The organism is Streptomyces sp. A18 (genome assembly GCF_059026065.1).
The window spans coordinates 97127-113909 of record NZ_JBWLKL010000006.1; the positions used below are offsets into that span (position 1 = coordinate 97127).

16 protein-coding genes are annotated in these 16783 nt (G+C 69.6%); 8 read left to right on the forward strand and 8 right to left on the reverse strand.

Annotated features, from left to right (window positions below; translation table 11 throughout):
- Positions 1-72 precede the first annotated feature (72 nt).
- A complete protein-coding gene (locus tag AC5P1C_RS12395; protein ID WP_493865816.1) occupies positions 73-1521 on the forward strand; it encodes a peptidoglycan D,D-transpeptidase FtsI family protein in 1449 nt (482 codons plus the stop codon).
- A gap of 51 nt (positions 1522-1572) precedes the next feature.
- On the opposite strand, the gene AC5P1C_RS12400 is transcribed toward AC5P1C_RS12395, so the two are convergent.
- The 8 genes from AC5P1C_RS12400 to AC5P1C_RS12435 form a co-directional block, all read right to left on the reverse strand.
- Positions 1573-2289: a hypothetical protein gene (locus AC5P1C_RS12400; RefSeq protein ID WP_493865817.1), complete on the reverse strand. Its 717-nt coding sequence runs from the start codon at positions 2287-2289 to the stop codon at positions 1573-1575.
- Entirely contained in the window at positions 2286-2648 is a 363-nt protein-coding gene (locus AC5P1C_RS12405; protein ID WP_493865818.1) for a PadR family transcriptional regulator, read from the reverse strand. The genes AC5P1C_RS12400 and AC5P1C_RS12405 overlap by 4 nt, the downstream gene beginning before the upstream one ends.
- A gap of 2 nt (positions 2649-2650) precedes the next feature.
- Positions 2651-3403 carry a CPBP family intramembrane glutamic endopeptidase gene (locus tag AC5P1C_RS12410; protein WP_493865819.1) on the reverse strand — a complete coding sequence of 251 codons (753 nt, stop codon included), beginning with the start codon at positions 3401-3403 and terminating at the stop codon, positions 2651-2653.
- Between the two features lie 147 nt (positions 3404-3550).
- Positions 3551-4369 carry an HAD family acid phosphatase gene (locus tag AC5P1C_RS12415; protein ID WP_493865820.1) on the reverse strand — a complete coding sequence of 273 codons (819 nt, stop codon included), beginning with the start codon at positions 4367-4369 and terminating at the stop codon, positions 3551-3553.
- Between the two features lie 182 nt (positions 4370-4551).
- On the reverse strand, positions 4552-5139 hold the full coding sequence (locus AC5P1C_RS12420) for a TIGR03086 family metal-binding protein (protein WP_493865821.1): 588 nt from the start codon (positions 5137-5139) through the stop codon (positions 4552-4554).
- A gap of 110 nt (positions 5140-5249) precedes the next feature.
- Entirely contained in the window at positions 5250-6602 is a 1353-nt protein-coding gene (locus tag AC5P1C_RS12425) for a S28 family serine protease (RefSeq protein WP_493865822.1), read from the reverse strand.
- 123 nt (positions 6603-6725) lie between these two features.
- Positions 6726-7892 (reverse strand): hypothetical protein, encoded by a 1167-nt coding sequence (locus tag AC5P1C_RS12430; protein WP_493865823.1) that lies wholly within the window; start codon positions 7890-7892, stop codon positions 6726-6728.
- Entirely contained in the window at positions 7889-8842 is a 954-nt protein-coding gene (locus tag AC5P1C_RS12435; protein WP_493865824.1) for a 5-dehydro-4-deoxyglucarate dehydratase, read from the reverse strand. Before AC5P1C_RS12435 ends, AC5P1C_RS12430 begins: the two co-directional genes overlap by 4 nt.
- Before the next feature lie 307 nt (positions 8843-9149).
- Between AC5P1C_RS12435 and AC5P1C_RS12440 the strand changes: the two genes are divergently transcribed.
- From AC5P1C_RS12440 to AC5P1C_RS12470, 7 genes are all read left to right on the forward strand, one after another.
- The gene (locus AC5P1C_RS12440; protein WP_493865825.1) at positions 9150-9959 is read left to right on the forward strand and encodes an NAD-dependent epimerase/dehydratase family protein; all 810 of its coding nucleotides are present in this window, start codon (positions 9150-9152) and stop codon (positions 9957-9959) included.
- Between the two features lie 373 nt (positions 9960-10332).
- Complete coding sequence (locus AC5P1C_RS12445) at positions 10333-11103, forward strand: DeoR/GlpR family DNA-binding transcription regulator (RefSeq protein WP_493865826.1); 771 nt, start codon at positions 10333-10335, stop codon at positions 11101-11103.
- A 130-nt stretch (positions 11104-11233) separates the two neighbouring features.
- Entirely contained in the window at positions 11234-12601 is a 1368-nt protein-coding gene (locus AC5P1C_RS12450; RefSeq protein ID WP_493865827.1) for an ABC transporter substrate-binding protein, read from the forward strand.
- On the forward strand, positions 12598-13551 hold the full coding sequence (locus AC5P1C_RS12455; protein ID WP_493865828.1) for a carbohydrate ABC transporter permease: 954 nt from the start codon (positions 12598-12600) through the stop codon (positions 13549-13551). The genes AC5P1C_RS12450 and AC5P1C_RS12455 overlap by 4 nt, the downstream gene beginning before the upstream one ends.
- Positions 13548-14417, forward strand: coding sequence for a carbohydrate ABC transporter permease (locus tag AC5P1C_RS12460; protein WP_493865829.1), 870 nt, complete (start codon positions 13548-13550; stop codon positions 14415-14417). Before AC5P1C_RS12455 ends, AC5P1C_RS12460 begins: the two co-directional genes overlap by 4 nt.
- A complete protein-coding gene (locus AC5P1C_RS12465) occupies positions 14414-15403 on the forward strand; it encodes a zinc-dependent alcohol dehydrogenase family protein (RefSeq protein ID WP_493865830.1) in 990 nt (329 codons plus the stop codon). Before AC5P1C_RS12460 ends, AC5P1C_RS12465 begins: the two co-directional genes overlap by 4 nt.
- 132 nt (positions 15404-15535) lie before the next feature.
- On the forward strand, positions 15536-16771 hold the full coding sequence (locus tag AC5P1C_RS12470) for a TerD family protein (protein WP_493866051.1): 1236 nt from the start codon (positions 15536-15538) through the stop codon (positions 16769-16771).
- Positions 16772-16783: the final 12 nt, after the last annotated feature.

Genomic DNA, 16783 nt, shown 5'->3' on the forward strand with positions numbered 1-16783 from the left:
GCAGTATGAGGAATCTCTAAGAAACCCGGCAGACCGGAACGAATGCGTCCGTGTCGCTCGTCCTTTCACGGGATGAACAAGACGATCAGGCACGCCTCGGTCTTCACGCTGCTGCTCGTGGTCGCCCTCCTGGTGCGGGCGACGTGGGTGCAGTTCCACGACTCGAAGGCGCTCGCGGACGACAAGCTGAACCGGCGGAACGTGATCGAGCAGTACGCGAACCCGCTGGGCGACATCATCGTGGGCGGTGAGGCCATCACCGGCTCCGAGCGGACGAAGGGCGGCGACCTCGCGTACAAGCGCACCTACAAGGACGGCGATCTGTACTCGGCCGTCACGGGCTACAGCTCGCAGGTGTACGGAGCGACGCAGCTCGAGGGCATCTACAAGGACATCCTCGACGGCACCGACATACGGCTGAAGAACCCGCTGGACGCGGTCACGAACAAGCGCGCCGATCCGGGTGACGTGGTCACGACGATCGACCCGGCGGTGCAGAAGGCCGCGTACAAGTCGCTCGGCGACAAGAAGGGCGCGGCCGTCGCGATCGACCCGAAAACGGGCAAGATCCTCGGCGTGGTGTCGACCCCCTCGTACGACCCCTCGGACATCAGCGGTTCCACGGACTCCAAGGCGTGGAAGTCACTGACGGGCGACGAGGACAAGCCGCTGGTCAACGGCGCGCTGCGGCAGGCGCTGCCGCCGGGCTCGACGTTCAAGCTGGTGGTCGCGGCGGCGGCGCTCGAGGACGGGCTCTACGGCTCGGCGGACACCAGGACCGACAGCCCGAACCCGTACACGCTGCCCGGTACGTCCACCGTCCTGACGAACGAGAACGCGAGCGCACCGTGCGAGGACGCCGACATCCGTACGGCCCTCCAGTACTCGTGCAACAACGTCTTCGCGAAGCTGGCGGTCGACCTGGGCCAGGACAAGGTCAAGGCGATGGCCGAGAAGATGGGCTTCAACACCGACAAGCTGGACGTGCCGGTGCGCGCGTCCGAGAGCGTCTATCCGTCGGACATGGACAAGGCCCAGACCGCGCTGACCGGCATCGGCCAGTTCGACGTCACGGCGACGCCGCTGCAGATGTCGATGGTCTCGGCGGCGATCGCCAACGGCGGTGAGCTGGTCTCGCCGCACATGGTGTCCCAGACCACCGACTCGGACGGCGACGTCCTCGATTCGTACGACGACCCTGACTCGGAACGCGTGATGAGCGAGAGCACGGCGCGTGAGCTGCAGTCGGCGATGCAGACGGTCGTCGACAAGGGCACGGGCTCGAACGCGCAGATCAGCGGCGCGGAGGTGGGCGGCAAGACGGGCACGGCCCAGCACGGCGAGAACAACAGCAAGACGCCGTACGCGTGGTTCACCTCGTACGCCAAGGGCAGCGACGGCAAGGAGGTCGCGGTGGCGGTCATCGTCGAGTCCTCGGACGCGGCGAGGTCAGAGGTGAGCGGCAACGGCCTGGCGGCACCGATCGCGAAGGCGATGATGTCGGCGGCGCTGAAGTCGTAGCCCCGCCTGCCCCGCGGGGTGCCGATCAAGAGTGACGGCACCCCGCGGAGGTCAACGGCGCGAACGCCAGACCTGCCGGCCCCACAGCGCCGCGAACGGAACCAAGGCCCCCGCCAGCAGCCCTCCGACGAAGCCGAGCCCGCTGCCCGCGTCACCGTCATCGACGGCAACGGCAACCCCCGCCAACACACCGGCCACCGCCACGACAGCCACCAGCACATAGAACCGCCGGCTGTAGAACCGCCCCCGGCCCGGCGCCCCGGGCGGCGCCGGAATCTCCGCGTCAGGCCCAAGGCTCGCAGCCAGCGGCCGCTTGAACCACGCATAGACGATCCAGTTCCCACAGGCCTCCCAGCCGTCGGGAGCCAACCGCTCGTCCAGTCCCTCCCGCCCCCGCGTGACCAGCTCACGCCGGTACTCCCAGCGCTGCGGCCGCTCCAGGTCCCGGTGGCTGACGAAGCGCCCGAGCGCGTCGACCCGTTCGACCTCCCACCCCTCGTCGCCGAAGCGGTTCAGCAACTCCTCGTCGACGTACGTGTCGGCGGCCCACCGCCACGTCTCGACGTGCGCGCCGGGGGCCTCGGGTTCCTGTCCCCCGGCAGGCACCAGCTCGCGGGCGAACTCCTCCGCGGGCCCGAACTCGGCCTCCGGGTCCGCGCCGCCCGACTCCTCCAGATGCGCCCGCAGATCGGCGACGGTCGCCTCGACGTGATCGGCGGGTGCCCCCTGCTCCCGCAACAGCGCGGCGAGTTCGACGAAGTAGCTCATCGCACACCTGCCTTCGCGAGCACCTCACGTACGGATCCGTCGAAGGCGAGCCACAGCCCGCCCTGCTCGCCGAGGGTGGCGCGCCCGGCGTCCGTCAGGGAGTAGTAGCGCCGGCCGGGCCCCTTCTCGGTGGCCCGGAACTCGGCAGCGACCAGGCCCGCCTCCTCCAGGCGGTTGAGCACGGGATAGAGCGTGCCGCCCTTGATCTGACCGAAGCCGGCGGCGCCGAGCAGCTTGGCGATCTCGTAGCCGTAGCTCTCGCCGTCGGTGAGGCTTGCGAGTACGAGCAGATCGAGTACGCCCTTGAACCAGCTGGCTCTGCGATCGGTCTTCGCGCCTCCGGACATGGGTGCGGCCATGGTCAGTTGCCCTTCGGGGTCGGCACGTGCGTGGGCACGGAGCCGATCGGCTCCGGCACGGGGAGCGTCAAGTCCCTTACCGAGAGGGCGATATGGATGACGATCGGCAGCACCAGGCTCCCGGTCGTCACATAGAGCCCGGCGAACACCGCCCCGACGCAGCCGAAGGCGATGACACCGCTGCGGCCCTGGTAGAAACCGGCGGCGGCGTACACGAGGGCCGATAGGGCCGCGGCCACATAGATGTTGAGGTCGAGCACGCCGACGCCGAAGGCGATCAGGAGCCCGCGGTAGACGAGTTCGGCGCAGACGCCGTCGGTCACGGCGACGGCGATCGCCAGGCGGCGCTCCTGTGCCGTGCGCGGCAGCATCGCCTGGATGGATGCGAGCCCCGGCACGTTCCTGCCGCCTTCGGCGAGGGCGCGCATCTTCCGCCCGGACACCACCGAGATCGCTGCGATCACGACGATGACGACGGCGGTGGACACCGGCGATTCGGGCGCCGCGATGCCGAGGTCGGACGCGTCCATACCCGGCGAGAGCAACAGGGCCGCCACGGCGAGCGCCGCGAAGACACACCAGAAGGCGAGCACGAAGGTGAAGTAGCCGACGAGAGCGCGGGGTTCGGTGTCGCGGCGGCGGGCCAGCGAGGCGTAGAGGCGGCGGCCGAACCAGGGCTCACCGAACAGCAGATAGGCGCCGAGCACGGCCGTGAGGGCCGTGGACGCGGCCGAGAAGTCAGGCGAAACGGTCATGGTGGGATCCCCCTTCCCGAAAGGGGCCGCGACGGACGTGCCGCGCGACCCCATGAGCATGTGAGCTACCTAGACCGTAAAGCGACCTAGTCAGGAATGCAACCTATCTCGCGATGCCGACTCCACCTCGGCATCGGGCAACGGGGCCTACTCCACGAAGTACGTCGGGTTCGGCAGCTTGTACGTCTTGTCCGCGTACCCGCCCGCGAGGTCGGAGACCTGGTCGCCGAAGCTGCCGACGATGTCGTAGCCGGTCGACTCGATGTGCTTGCGGGTGCCTTCCTTGAACTGCACCGTGGTGCACTCCCACTTGGCGGGCGTCGCGCAGTGGCTCAGGTAGGCGGGCGGGGCGGTCTTGTTCTTGGTGAAGACGTGCGTGGTGTCGAGCTGCGTGTCGTAACCGGCCTTGGCGAGGTTGGTGACCGCGCCCGCGCGCTGCGACTCGCTCAGGCCGGTCAGGAAGAAGACCTCGACGCCCTTGCCCTTGGCGTACTTGACGAGCTCGGGCATGCCGAAGACGGCGGGACGCTTGGCCGCCTTCACGTACGCGTCCCACGTGGCGTTGTCGTAGGTGTAGTTGGTGGTCTTCTCGTAGTCGAAGCTGAGCAGTGCGGTGTCGTCCACGTCGAGGACTATCGCGGGCTTCTTGCCGTGGCCGCCGCTCTTCCCGCCGCGCCCCTCGGCGCCGTGCGCGGCGGCCTTCCTGATGCCCTTCTTCGCCTTCGCCTGGATGCGCGCGAGGTCCTTGGCGTACGGGCTGTCGGGCGAGGAACGCCAGACACCGTCGGCGTCCTGGTACGCGCCGTAGTAGTCGTCGATCTCACCGACGAGCACGCCGATGTTCTGGGGTTCGGCGGTGTGCCGCGCCGAGGCGTTGTCGGCGGTGGCTGCACCGGTGCCGTACAGCGTGGCGCCTGCGACGGCGCATGCGGTGGCGATGCCCGCCACCCGTAGGGACTTCCGCATAGGTCGATTTCTCCGGATCAGGGTCTCGGGGTCAGGGGCAGAGTCGGTGTAGACCCACCGAGTTCGAGCAGGTCAACGCCTGTCTACGCGCACTGTCTACGCGCATCACACGCAACCTCGCGAGACCCTTTACCCGATCAATACCTGATCCGGAGAAACCCCTGGTGCCGCGGGCCCGACCCCTACGCGCCGGGCCTCCAGCCCGGGTCGCGGCCGCTGAGGCCGATCACACGATCGAGGAGCGGCGCGTCGTCCGGCACCGGGACCACGGCCCCGAACAGGCTGTCCCCGGACGAGCCGCCCTCCTCGGGCGTGAGCAGCGCCTCGGCCACCGAGAGACTCGCCTCGTCGGGGGCGTACGTCTGGCCCGTGGCCCGTGCCAGGTCCCAGCCGTGTACGACGAGTTCGTCCATGGCGACGGCGCCCGCGACGGCACCCGGCAGATCGATGCCGCCCGCCCGGGTCATGCCCTCCCACGCGGCCGGGTCGCGCCACGCCTCCACCAGCTCGTCAAGGAGCTTCGGCAGGGCGGCACGCCACTCGGGGCCGACGTCCGGCACGACGTCCCCGGGAACCTGGTCGAGGTGCGGCCCGAGATCCTTGCGCGCGGCATCACGGAACGCACCGGTCAGACCGACCAGATGCCCAAGGAGATGGCGCACCCGGTACTCCGGACAGGGCGTGGGCCCCGCCAGCTGCTCGTCGGTGATGCCTTCCGCGACGCCCGCCACAAGCCGGGCCTGCGGTGCGAAGTCGATCATGTCCGTCATGGATCCTCCCGATTTCCGGCAGCCCTGTACCGCGGACCGCTCCTGCCGTGTAGACCGGCCCGACGCCCGGAACTCATCGCCGGGCCCGCACGGACACCCGGGCGGGCGAACTACTTCACGTCCGCCCAGCGCTTGATGGTCGCCGTGGCCTCGGCCTGATCGGCGGCCGGCAGCTTGGCGATGGAGGCGCCGTGGTTGGAGCCGGGGGCCTCGTAGCGGTACGAGTCGCGGTGGCTCGGCGTGAACTTCTCCGCGCTCCACGGGTCGTTCTCGCCGTAGATGAACATCATCCGCTGGCCGCGGGTCTTCACCCAGCGGTCGACGTCGGCGATGGTCCTGTTGTGGTACGAGCCGCGCATCGCCTCGGGAAGCACCGAGTTGGGCTGGTAGATGTCCGGGTAGTGGCGGACGTCCTTGAGGTGCTTGAACTTCAGGTCGGCCCAGCCGAGTTGGGTGGCAGCCTGACGGTAGTAGGGGCCCGTGCCGTTCGTGCCGAGGCTCTCGTCCTGGTAGACGCTGAAGCCGTGCTTCTTCGACCAGTCGTAGAGCTCGTCGTCGCCTGCCTTCTTGGCATCGGGCACGGTCGGGCAGTCGTCGGCGGTGCCGCTCTGCCAGAAGTTCCACACCTGGTCGAGCACCGCGAACTCGTAGGCGCGGTCGGTGGTGCCGAGCGTCTCCTCGAAGGTGTCGCCGTTGGCCTTCGCGTCCGCCTCGAACTTGGGGAGCAGTGCCTCACGGCGTACGAGCATCTCGCGCTGCACCGCGTTGAGCGCGGCCCGGCACTCGGCCGTGCCGACCGTCCTGAAGAACCGCTCGTAGCCGCTGTCGTCCGTGTTGTTGGCGTCGTTCGGCGCCACGAACGCGACGACCGCGTCCAGGTCGTCGGGGTAGAAGCGCTCGTGGTACGTCGCCGTCATACCGCCCTTGCTGGCGCCCGTGCCGAGCCACTTGCCCTTCTCGATGCCGCGCAGGGCCTGGGTGAGGCGGTGCTCGTCGGCGGCCTCCTGCTGGACGGTGAGCTTGGACCAGTCGGAACCGGTCGCGCCCGAGGGCCGGGACTGCTCGAAGTAGCGGTGCTCGACGCTGACTTGGTTTGCGTCGATCAGCTTGGTGAGGGCAGTGGTGTTGGACGCCAGGGTGTAGCCGCCGGTGTAGAGGACGGTCGGCTTGTCCGTGGACTTGTGCCAGAGCGTGGCGCGCTGGGTGAACGTGCCGGCGCCGGGGTCACCGTGGTCGACGGGCTGGGCGTACGTGAGCGTGTAGAAGGGGTGGCCCTCCTTGTCGGCCACGGAGACGACCTTCATGCCGGGGATCTTCTCCAACTGCTCCCGGATGTCGGTCTTGCCGTCCGCCGCGGTGGGTCTCTCGCCGTCCTGCGCGGCCGCGGGCACCGCCCCGCCGAGTACGGCCGCGCCTGCCATCAATCCGGCACAGACCAGCGCGGATATCCCCTTGATGCGCACCTTGACTCCTCGTCCTGTGGTCGCCGCTCGTCCGCTCGTGGCCGGAGCGACGGTGTTGTGGTGCGCGGATGGTAACCGGTTCCACTTGGAGTGCGACAGGGGCCATTTGCGGTGCGCCGAGGGCTACTTGAGGTGCTCCAGAGCCTTGGTCACGTGCGCGAGATCCGCGTCGGACGCGAGGCCCGCGTGGTAGAGGCGCAGTTCGTCCGCTCCCAGCGTGACCGCCTGCTCGGCGTCGGCGGCGAGAGTGGCGGGGCTGCCGCCCATGCCGGAGACGACGGTGAGGTTCGCGGCGAGGATGGTGCGGTCGGATCGGTGTTCGTCGAAGGGCTCAAGCGCCTGGGCGCCGCCCGTGCAGGGCACGACCACGCCGTCGGCCACGGAGAGGATGTGCCGCGGGTCGACTCCGGCGTTGGCGCCGCAGTGGTACGCCACCGGGTCGGCGTGCAGCAGCACTTGGAAGCCGTCCGGGGCAGCGGAGCGCACGGCCGCGATCGCCGCCTCCTGGAGCGTGCGGGCGGTTTCCTCACGCCACGCGCGCGCGCCCGCCGCCGTCTCGGCGCCGAGGAGCTCCTCCACCGCCGCCCAGCCGCCCGGGGTCTCGTCGCCCCGCCACACGGACTCCAGGGCGCGGCGGACCGCGGCAGCCGACTCGTCGGGGGAGAGCCCCTGCTGTGCGTACCCCGCACGGCAGTCCGCGCAGAAGCACAGCGACATCAGGTACTGCCCGGCCTCGCCGAGCGGCACTCCCGCGATCTTGTCGTGGGCGTGCAGATGCGCGAGGCCGTACCAGCCGAGGGACTCCAGTTCGGTGCCGCGCGCGCCGGGGCGCACGGCGGCCTCCGCCGCGAGGTCGACGAGGTACGCGCGCGTGGCGGGCCGTGCGATGCAGGGCGCCCAGGGGTAGCGGTCTCCGTAGGCGTTGACCACCGAGGTGTCCGGATGGTCGGCGCCCATACGGGAGTTGTGGGCAAGGACCACCCAGGTGTGCACGTCGAGCCCCACGCCCGCGAGCGCGTCGGCGGCTGCTCCGTAGGCATCACCCGGGGCCCAGCTCCCGGCCGCGTACGGGCGCAGCTCTCGTCCTTCCCACCGGTCGCCGGGCTCGTACAGGACCGCCGCGTGCTCGGCGGTGACGATGCGATGGCGGGGGTGGCGGGGCGTCAGCGCGCGCGTGGAGTGGTAGGCGGAGGCGAGGGTGACCTGCTGGACGCCGAGGTCCGCGATGCGGGCGGGCGCTCCGGGGTCACCGACGACGTCCCAGGGGTACAGGAAGGCGGAGGTCCTCACGCGCTCTCCTCCCGCAGGATGGCGCGCCCGCGCTCGGTCAGTTCGGCGAGGCGCTTGATGTGCTCGTCGGCGGGTTCGTGCAGCGGCGGCCGCACCCCGCCGACGTCGAGGCCGGACAGGCGTACGCCCGCCTTGACGAGGGAGACCGCGTATCCCCGGCCTTCGCTGCGCAGCTCGACGAAGGGCCGGTAGAAGCCGTCGACGAGCCGGTTCACGAGGGCGTCGCCCTCGGCGGTGCCGGCGTTGAAGGCCCGGTGGAAGGCGAGCGCGATGTCGGGCGCGAAGCAGAAGACCGCCGACGAGTAGAGCGTCACGCCGATGCCCCGGTAGGCGAGCCCGGTCAGCTCGGCGGTGGGCAGACCGTTGAAGTAGAGGAATTCCTCCGGGACTTCGGCACGCACGGCGCTGACGATGCGCTGCATCAGGTCCATGTCGCCGAGGCCGTCCTTGAAGCCGATGATCCCCTCGGTACGGGCGAACTCGACCACTGTCTCCGGGGTGAACACGGCGTTGTCGCGCTGGTAGACGATGACGTCGAGGGAGGTCGCGGCGGCCAGCTCGGCGTAGTGCCGCAGCAGCCCCTCCTGCCCGGCCACGACGAGGTAGGGCGGCATGGCGAGCAGCCCGTCGGCACCCGCCTCCTCGGCGAGCTTCGCGTACCGCACGGCTAGCGCGGTGCCGTAACCGGCGCCCGCGACCACCGGCACCCGCCCGGCCGACTCCTCGGCGGCGGCTGCGACGCACGCCTGGAACTCCTCGGGCGTCAGGGCGTGGAACTCGCCGGTGCCGCAGCAGGCGAACACGGCCGCGGCGCCCGCTTCGATCCCCGCGCGCACGTGCGCGCGGAAGAGGTCGAGGTCGATGGAGCCGTCCGGTCCATAGGCGGTGACCGGGAAGAACAGCGGCCCGCTGGGGATGTCGAGTCGAGCGGCGAGGGGTGCTGACGTCACGGGCTCTCCCTAAGCGTGCACGTTGCCGCGCACATTCCTGTGCACGTTTCTGATCCACGTCCATATTTCTGAACGCATCCACGCTAAGCCGCCCCTTGACCCCCGGTCAAGCGCCAAGGTCCACACGGGAACCGCGATTCGAGAGCGGATTCACCGCCTCCGTACGACACTTGACGAGGAGAGGTGCAGCTCTTTAGTTTGTCCACGGATGTGAATGCTGTACGCGCACACGAACTCACGCGCAGGCGAACCCACACGCACAGCCCTACGCCGTCGAACGCGGCCGCTGATCCGAGGAGACCCCCGCATGCCCGCTCCCCGCACCATCCTGCTCACCGGCGCCGCAGGCGGCCTCGGCACCTTGATGCGCGGGCTCCTTCCGGCCTACGGCTACGAACTCCGGCTGCTCGACGTGCGGCCCATCGAGGCCGAGCCGGACGCGATCACGGCGGACCTCGGCGACAAGAAGGTGCTGCGGGAGGCCGTGCGGGGTGTCGACGCGGTCATCCATCTCGCGGGCATCTCCCTGGAGTCCTCCTTCGACAAGATCCTGCGGGCGAACATCGAGGGGACGTACAACCTCTACGAGGCGGCGCGCGAGGAGGGCGTCCGCCGTGTCGTCTTCGCGTCGTCGAACCACGCGGTGGGGTACACGCCGCGGCCCGTCGGCGAGGATCCGCTGATCGCGGTGGACACGCCGCGCCGTCCCGACACCTTCTACGGCCTGTCGAAGTCCTTCGGCGAGGATCTCGCCCAGCTCTACTGGGACAAGCACGGGATCGAGACGGTGTCGGTGCGGATCGGGTCGTGCTTCCTGGAGCCGTCGAGTGTGCGGATGCTGTCGGTCTGGATGAGCCCCGGCGACGGGGCCCGCCTCTTCCACGCGGCGCTGACCGCTCCCGCTGTGGGGCATGCGGTGGTGTACGGATCGTCTGCGAATACGCGGCTCTGGTGGGATCTCTCGTCGGCGCGGGCGCTGGGGTACGAGCCGCAGGATGACTCTGAGCAGTACGCGGAGAAGCTGGTCGCTGAGCAGGGGGAACTGGATCCCGGGAACCCGGACCACGCGAACCTGGGGGGCCACTTCTGCACGAACCCTCCGGTGTGGCCGTACTGAGGGGATTCTTTCCCCAACCCCGCCCCTTCCCGAAAACCGGACCGGCGGGGGAAATCTCAGCCCGTCCGGCGTTTGAGGACGAACTCGGCGGAGCCGGTGATGAGGGCACGCAAGGCCCCCGCGCCAGAGCGGGTTTTTGGGAAGGGGCGGGGTTGGGGAAAAGAAAGCCCTGAACCCCCAAGCGGGCAGCGAACGGGCACCCTCCACCCCCCGAACGGGCACCGCCCGAGCCCGAAGCAGAGGCCATGGCCCCGCCAAACGGGCACAGCCGGGCACCATCGCCCCCGCTCCGAGCCTGTTCACACACCCCGCCCCGCTGTAGAACTTCCCCACAGGGCCCGAACGGGCACAGCGAGGGAAGGAGGCGGCACCCATGACCGCGGAAGAGCGACAGCGGGAAATCGTCCGGGCGGCACGGACCTCCGGCTCCGTCGACGTCACGGCTCTCGCCACCAGACTCGGTGTCGCCAAGGAAACCGTCCGCCGTGACCTCCGCGCCCTGGAGGACCACGGCCTGGTCCGCCGCACCCACGGCGGCGCCTACCCCGTGGAGAGCGCGGGCTTCGAGACGACCCTCGCGTTCCGTACCACCATGCACGTCCCGGAGAAGCGAAGGATCGCCACGGCCGCCGCCGACCTCCTCGGCGACGCCGAAACGGTCTTCGTCGACGAGGGCTTCACCCCGCAGCTCATCGCCGAGGCTCTGCCCGAAGCCGCCAAGGGCCGCCCCCTGACCATCGTCACCGCGTCCCTGGCCACCGCCGGCGCCCTCGCCGAGGCGGACAACATGTCCGTCCTCCTGCTCGGCGGACGCGTCCGCCCCGGCACCCTCGCGACCGTCGACCACTGGACGACGCGCATGCTGTCCGGCTTCGTGATCGACCTCGCCTACATCGGGGCCAACGGCATCTCCCGCGAGCACGGCCTGACCACCCCCGACCCCGCCGTCAGCGAGGTGAAGACGCAGGCCATCCGCGCGTCACGGCGCACCGTGTTCGCGGGCGTGCACACCAAGTTCGGGGCGGCGAGCTTCTGCAGGTTCGCGCATGTCGGTGAACTGGAGGCCATCGTCACCAGCACGCAGCTGCCCGCGTCCGAGGCGCACCGCTACTCGCTCCAGGGCCCGCAGGTCGTCCGCGTCTGAACCGGACCCCCTTTCCCATTTGCCCCCTTCCCCCCTCCCGTTTCCCCTGTCCCTCGCACCTTTCGTGATCCCGCACGCCCGAATTCACCCCGCACCCACCCCATACGTCCCCATACGTCCAGGAGCATCCATGCGAACCCAGAGCCGACGGAGGTCGCGCGCACTCGCCGCGGCAGCCGCAGGGACGCTGCTTGCCCCGCTGCTCTCCGGCTGCTGGGCCGGAGCCGGCGGGACCGGTTCAGGCGGCGACTCCATCAACGTACTGATGGTGAACAACCCGCAGATGGTCGAACTGCAGAAGCTCACCGCCGCCCACTTCACCAAGGAAACGGGCATCAAGGTGAACTTCACGGTCCTGCCCGAGAACGACGTCCGCGACAAGATCAGCCAGGACTTCGCCAACCAGGCGGGCCAGTACGACGTCGCCACGCTCAGCAACTACGAGATCCCGATCTACGCCAAGAACGACTGGCTGCACGAGCTCGGCTCGTACACCCGCAAGGACCAGGCGTACGACGAGAAGGACGTACTGCCGCCGATGCGCCAGTCCCTCACCGGCGACGACGGCAAGCTCTACGGGCAGCCCTTCTACGGAGAGTCGTCCTTCCTGATGTACCGGAAGGACGTGTTCAAGAAGGCCGGGCTCACCATGCCCAAGCACCCCACCTGGCAGCAGGTGGCAAAGCTCGCGGCCGACGTGGATGGTGCCGAGTCCGGGATGAAGGGCATCTGTCTGCGCGGCCTTCCGGGCTGGGGCGAGCTGATCGCGCCCCTGACGAGCGTGGTGAACACCTTCGGAGGCACGTGGTTCGACAAGGACTGGAAGGCCCGGCTCGACTCCCCCGAGTTCAAGAAGGCGACGCAGTTCTACGTGGACCTCGTCCGCGAGCACGGGGAGTCCGGGGCCGCACAGTCCGGCTATGCCGAGTGCCTGAACAACCTCACCCAGGGCAAGACCGCCATGTGGTACGACGCCACGGCCGCCGCCGGTTCGCTGGAGTCCGCCAAGTCCCCGGTCAAGGGCAAGATCGGCTACGTACCCGCCCCCGTGGAGAAGACCAAGAGCTCCGGGTGGCTCTACACCTGGGCGTGGGGTCTGCAGAAGGCATCGCGCAACCCGGACAAGGCCTGGAAGTTCGTCTCCTGGGCGTCCAGCAAGGAGTACGAGGAGCTGGTCGGCGAGAAGATCGGCTGGTCCAACGTGCCCGCGGGCAAGCGCGCCTCGACGTACGAGAACCCCGAGTACCGCAAGGAAGCCGCCGCCTTCCAGGACGTCACCCGCGCCGCCATCGAGGGCGCACGGCCGCGCGACCCGGGCGTGCAGCCCCGGCCCGCGCCCGGCATCCAGTTCGTCGGCATCCCCGAGTTCACCGACCTCGGCACGAAGGTCTCCCAGGAGATCAGCGCGGCCATCGCCGGGCGCCAGTCCGTCGGATCGGCCCTCAAGAAGTCACAGAAGCTCGCCGAGAAGATCGCCGAGGAGTACGAGGGACGATGACCGCCACCGCGAGTACCACCTCCGTCGCGCCCACCACAGCGCGCGCCCCCGGACCCAAGGCACCGGGAAGGCTGCGCGCCTGGGCCACCAGGGCCCCGCTGCTGCCCGCCCTGATCTTCATGGTCGTCGTGACCCAGCTGCCGTTCGTGGCCACGCTGGTGATCTCCTTCTTCGACTGGAACGCCCTCTACCCCGACGCCCGCAGCTTCGCCGGGTTCGACAACTACTCCGAGGTCCTCACCGACCCGGACCTGCGCAAGTCCGTCCTGACGACCATCGTGCTCACGGCCACCGTCGTGATCGCCAGCCTCGTCATCGGCCTCGGGCTCGCGCTGCTCCTGGACCGGAAGTTCCGGGGCCGTGGAATGGTGCGTACGTTGCTCATCGCGCCGTTCCTGCTGGTGCCGGTGGCCGCCGCGCTGCTGTGGAAGCACGTGCTCTACAACCCCGAGTACGGCCTGTTCAACGGCCTCCTGAACTGGGTGGGCGGAGACGGCGCGGCCCAGCCCGACTGGGTGTCCAACACCCCGCTGATCGCCATCGAGGCCTCCCTGATCTGGCAGTGGACGCCCTTCATGATGCTGATCCTGCTCGCCGGGCTGCAGAGCCGCGACAGCGAGCTCATCGAGGCGGCCCGCATGGACGGCGCGGGCAACTGGCAGGTGTTCCGCTACCTGACGCTGCCTCATCTGCGCCGCTATCTGGAGCTGGGGGCGCTGCTCGGCTCGATCTACATCGTGCAGAACTTCGACGCGGTCTTCACGATCACGTCGGGCGGCCTGGGCACGGCCAACCTGCCCTACACCGTCTACCAGAGCTTCTACCAGGCCCACGAGAACGGTCTGGCGTCCGCCGCCGGTGTCCTCGTCGTCATCGGATCCATCATCATCGCGACCTTCGCGCTGCGGGTCGTCTCGTCCCTGTTCCGTGAGGAGGCGTCCCGCGCATGAGCACCGCCGTGACGCGTGTACGTAACCAGCCCGCAGGCCGCTTCCGTATCCGGGGGTCGGCCGGCCTCGGCCTCGCCGCCTGGCTGGCCGGGATCCTGTTCTTCCTGCCGATCGCCTGGATGACGCTGACCTCCTTCCACTCGGAGGAGGACGCCGCCACCAATCCACCGTCGCTCGCCGCCTCGCTCACCCTGGACGGCTACCGCGACTTCTTCGGCAGCGGCGGCGGCGCGAGCCCCTGGCCCTCGCTCATCAACTCGACCGTGGCGTCGGTCGCCTCGACGCTGCTCGTGCTCGTCCTGGCGCTGCCCGCCGCGTACGCGCTCTCCATCAGGCCGGTGAAGAAGTGGACGGACGTCCTGTTCTTCTTCCTGTCGACGAAGATGCTGCCGGTCGTGGCGGGCCTGCTTCCGATCTATCTCTTCGCCAAGAACGCCGAGATGCTCGACAACATCTGGCTGCTCGTCATCCTCTACACGTCGATGAACCTGCCGATCGCGGTGTGGATGATGCAGTCCTTCCTCGCCGAGGTGCCGGTCGCGATCATCGAGGCCGCGCAGATCGACGGGGCGCGCCTGCCCACCATCCTCACGCGTGTGGTGGCCCCCATCGCGCTGCCGGGGATCGCGGCGACGTCCCTGATCTGCTTCATCTTCAGCTGGAACGAACTTCTCTTCGCACGGGTGCTCACGGGCGTCGTCGCCCAGACCGCACCCGTGTTCCTGACCGGCTTCATCACCAGCCAGGGCCTGTTCCTGGCGAAGGTGTGCGCCGCGTCGCTCGTGATCTCCCTGCCGGTGCTCGCCGCGGGGTTCGCCGCCCAGGACAAGCTGGTCCAGGGCCTGTCGTTGGGAGCCGTCAAGTGAAGGCCGCCATCATCGAGTCCGTCGGCAAGGCTGTCGTCGGCGAGGTGCCCGACCCCACTCCGGGGCCGCGCGAGGTCGTCGTCGAGGTCGCCGCGTGCGGTCTGTGCGGGACCGATCTGCACATCCTGCAGGGCGAGTTCGCGCCCACGCTGCCGGTGGTGCCGGGGCACGAGTTCGCCGGGGAGGTGGTGGGCCTCGGCCGCGAGGTCACGGAGCTCGCGGTCGGCGACCGGGTCGCGGTCGATCCCTCGCTCTACTGCTACGAGTGCCGCTACTGCCGCACCGGTCACAACAACCTCTGCGAGCGCTGGGCGGCGATCGGCGTCACCACGGCGGGCGGCGCGGCGCAGTACGCGGTCGCGCCCGTCGCGAACTGTGTGCGGCTCCCCGAGAACGTACGCACCCAGGACGCGGCCCTCATCGAGCCGCTGTCCTGCGCGGTGCGCGGCTACGACGTGCTGCGTGCCCGGCTCGGTGCCCACGTCCTGATCTACGGCTCCGGGACGATGGGCCTGATGATGCTGGAGCTCGCCAAGCGCACCGGGGCGGCGAGCGTGGACGTCGTGGACCTCAACCCGGACCGCCTCGCCACGGCCCGGCAGTTGGGCGTATCGGGGTCCGCCGCGGGCGCCGACGATCTTGAGCGGCCGCAGGGCTGGGACATCGTGGTCGACGCCACCGGGAACGCGAACGCGATCCAGGACGGACTCGGGCGAGTCGCCAAGGCCGGGACGTTCCTGCAGTTCGGCGTCGCCGACTACGCGACGCGGGTCAGCATCGATCCGTACCGCATCTACAACCAGGAGATCACCATCACCGGGTCGATGGCGGTGCTGCACAGCTATGAGCGGGCGGCGGAGCTGTTCGCCGCGGGCGTGCTTGACCCGGATGTGTTCATCAGCGACCGGATGCCGCTGGACGCGTACCCCGACGCGCTGGATCGGTTCGCCTCCGGCCTCGGCCGGAAGATCGTGGTGGTGCCGTAGGAAGGCGCCACGCGGGCTGTGCCGGAGGGGCTGCGAACCGGCCCCTCCGGCATTCAGGTAGCCCGGGAAAGAATCTTGCGCGGGTAAGGGAACGGCAAAGCCGGGACGTTCGTTACCCCGGACATGACCGCTATGACACCCGGCTCGAACATCCCCCTCGCCGCCACCCGCGTGGCGGTGGACGTCGCCGCACCGGTGCGGCTCGACGTATCGGGCCTGCTGCTCACCGCCGACGGCAAGGTGCGCTCGGACGACGACTTCATCTTCTTCAACCAGCCCGCAGGACCCGGCGTGACCTACACGTCGGGTGGCGGCACGACCCCCGACAAGATCACGGTGGACACCACCGCCGTGCCCGCCGGCATCGAGAAGATCGTCGTCACCGCCAGCCCGGACGCGGCGGGCCAGACCTTCCAGGGCGTCGAGCCCACCGCCACCATCCGCAACGCGGACGACGGTTCCGTCCTCGCCACGTTCACGCCCCCGCAGCTCGGCGGCGAGACCGCCCTGGTGATCGTCGAGGTCTATCTGCGCAACGGCGCGTGGAAGGCGCGCGCCGTCGGTCAGGGGTACTCGAACGGCCTCGCGGGCATCGCGACGGACTTCGGCGTCTCGGTCGAGGAGCCCGCGACCCCGGCCGCTCCGGCCGCCGCCGCACCCGCCGCTCCGATGGCGCCCCCGTCCGGCGCCCCGGTCCAGGGCCCGCCCCCGCCGGTCGCCGACCCGCGTCTGGCCGCCCCGGCCGCGCCCGCCGCTCCCCCGGCGCCCGCAGCCCCCGCGCCCGGTGCCGGGAAGATCAACCTGGACAAGGGCCGGGTCAACCTCCAGAAGAACCAGACCGTGTCCTTGGTCAAGGGCGGCAAGCCGCTGCTCTCGCAGGTCAAGATGGGCCTCGGCTGGGAGCCCGCGTACGGCGGCAAGGACATCGACCTGGACGCCTCCGTCATCGCGTACGGCCCGCAGCGCAACCACGTGGACAGCTGCTACTTCGGCAAGCTGTCGATCGTGAACGGCGCGATCAAGCACTCCGGCGACAACCTCACGGGCGAGGGCGGCGGTGACGACGAGGTGATCGTCGTGGACCTGGGCCGCCTGCCGCAGGACGTGACGGGCCTGGTCTTCACGGTGAACTCGTTCTCGGGCCAGAAGTTCACGCAGGTCGCCAAGGCGTACTGCCGCCTCCTGGACGCGGGGACGGGCGAGGAGCTGGTCCGCTTCGACCTCACGAACGCCGAGGCGCAGACGGGCGTGATGATGGCCAAGCTGATCAAGCAGTTCACCGGAGAGTGGGAAATGACCGCGATGGGTGACTTCGTGAAGTCACGGACCGTGCGCGGAATGGTGAAGCCCGCGGCGCAGGCGCTGTAGCCGCGGCGAGAC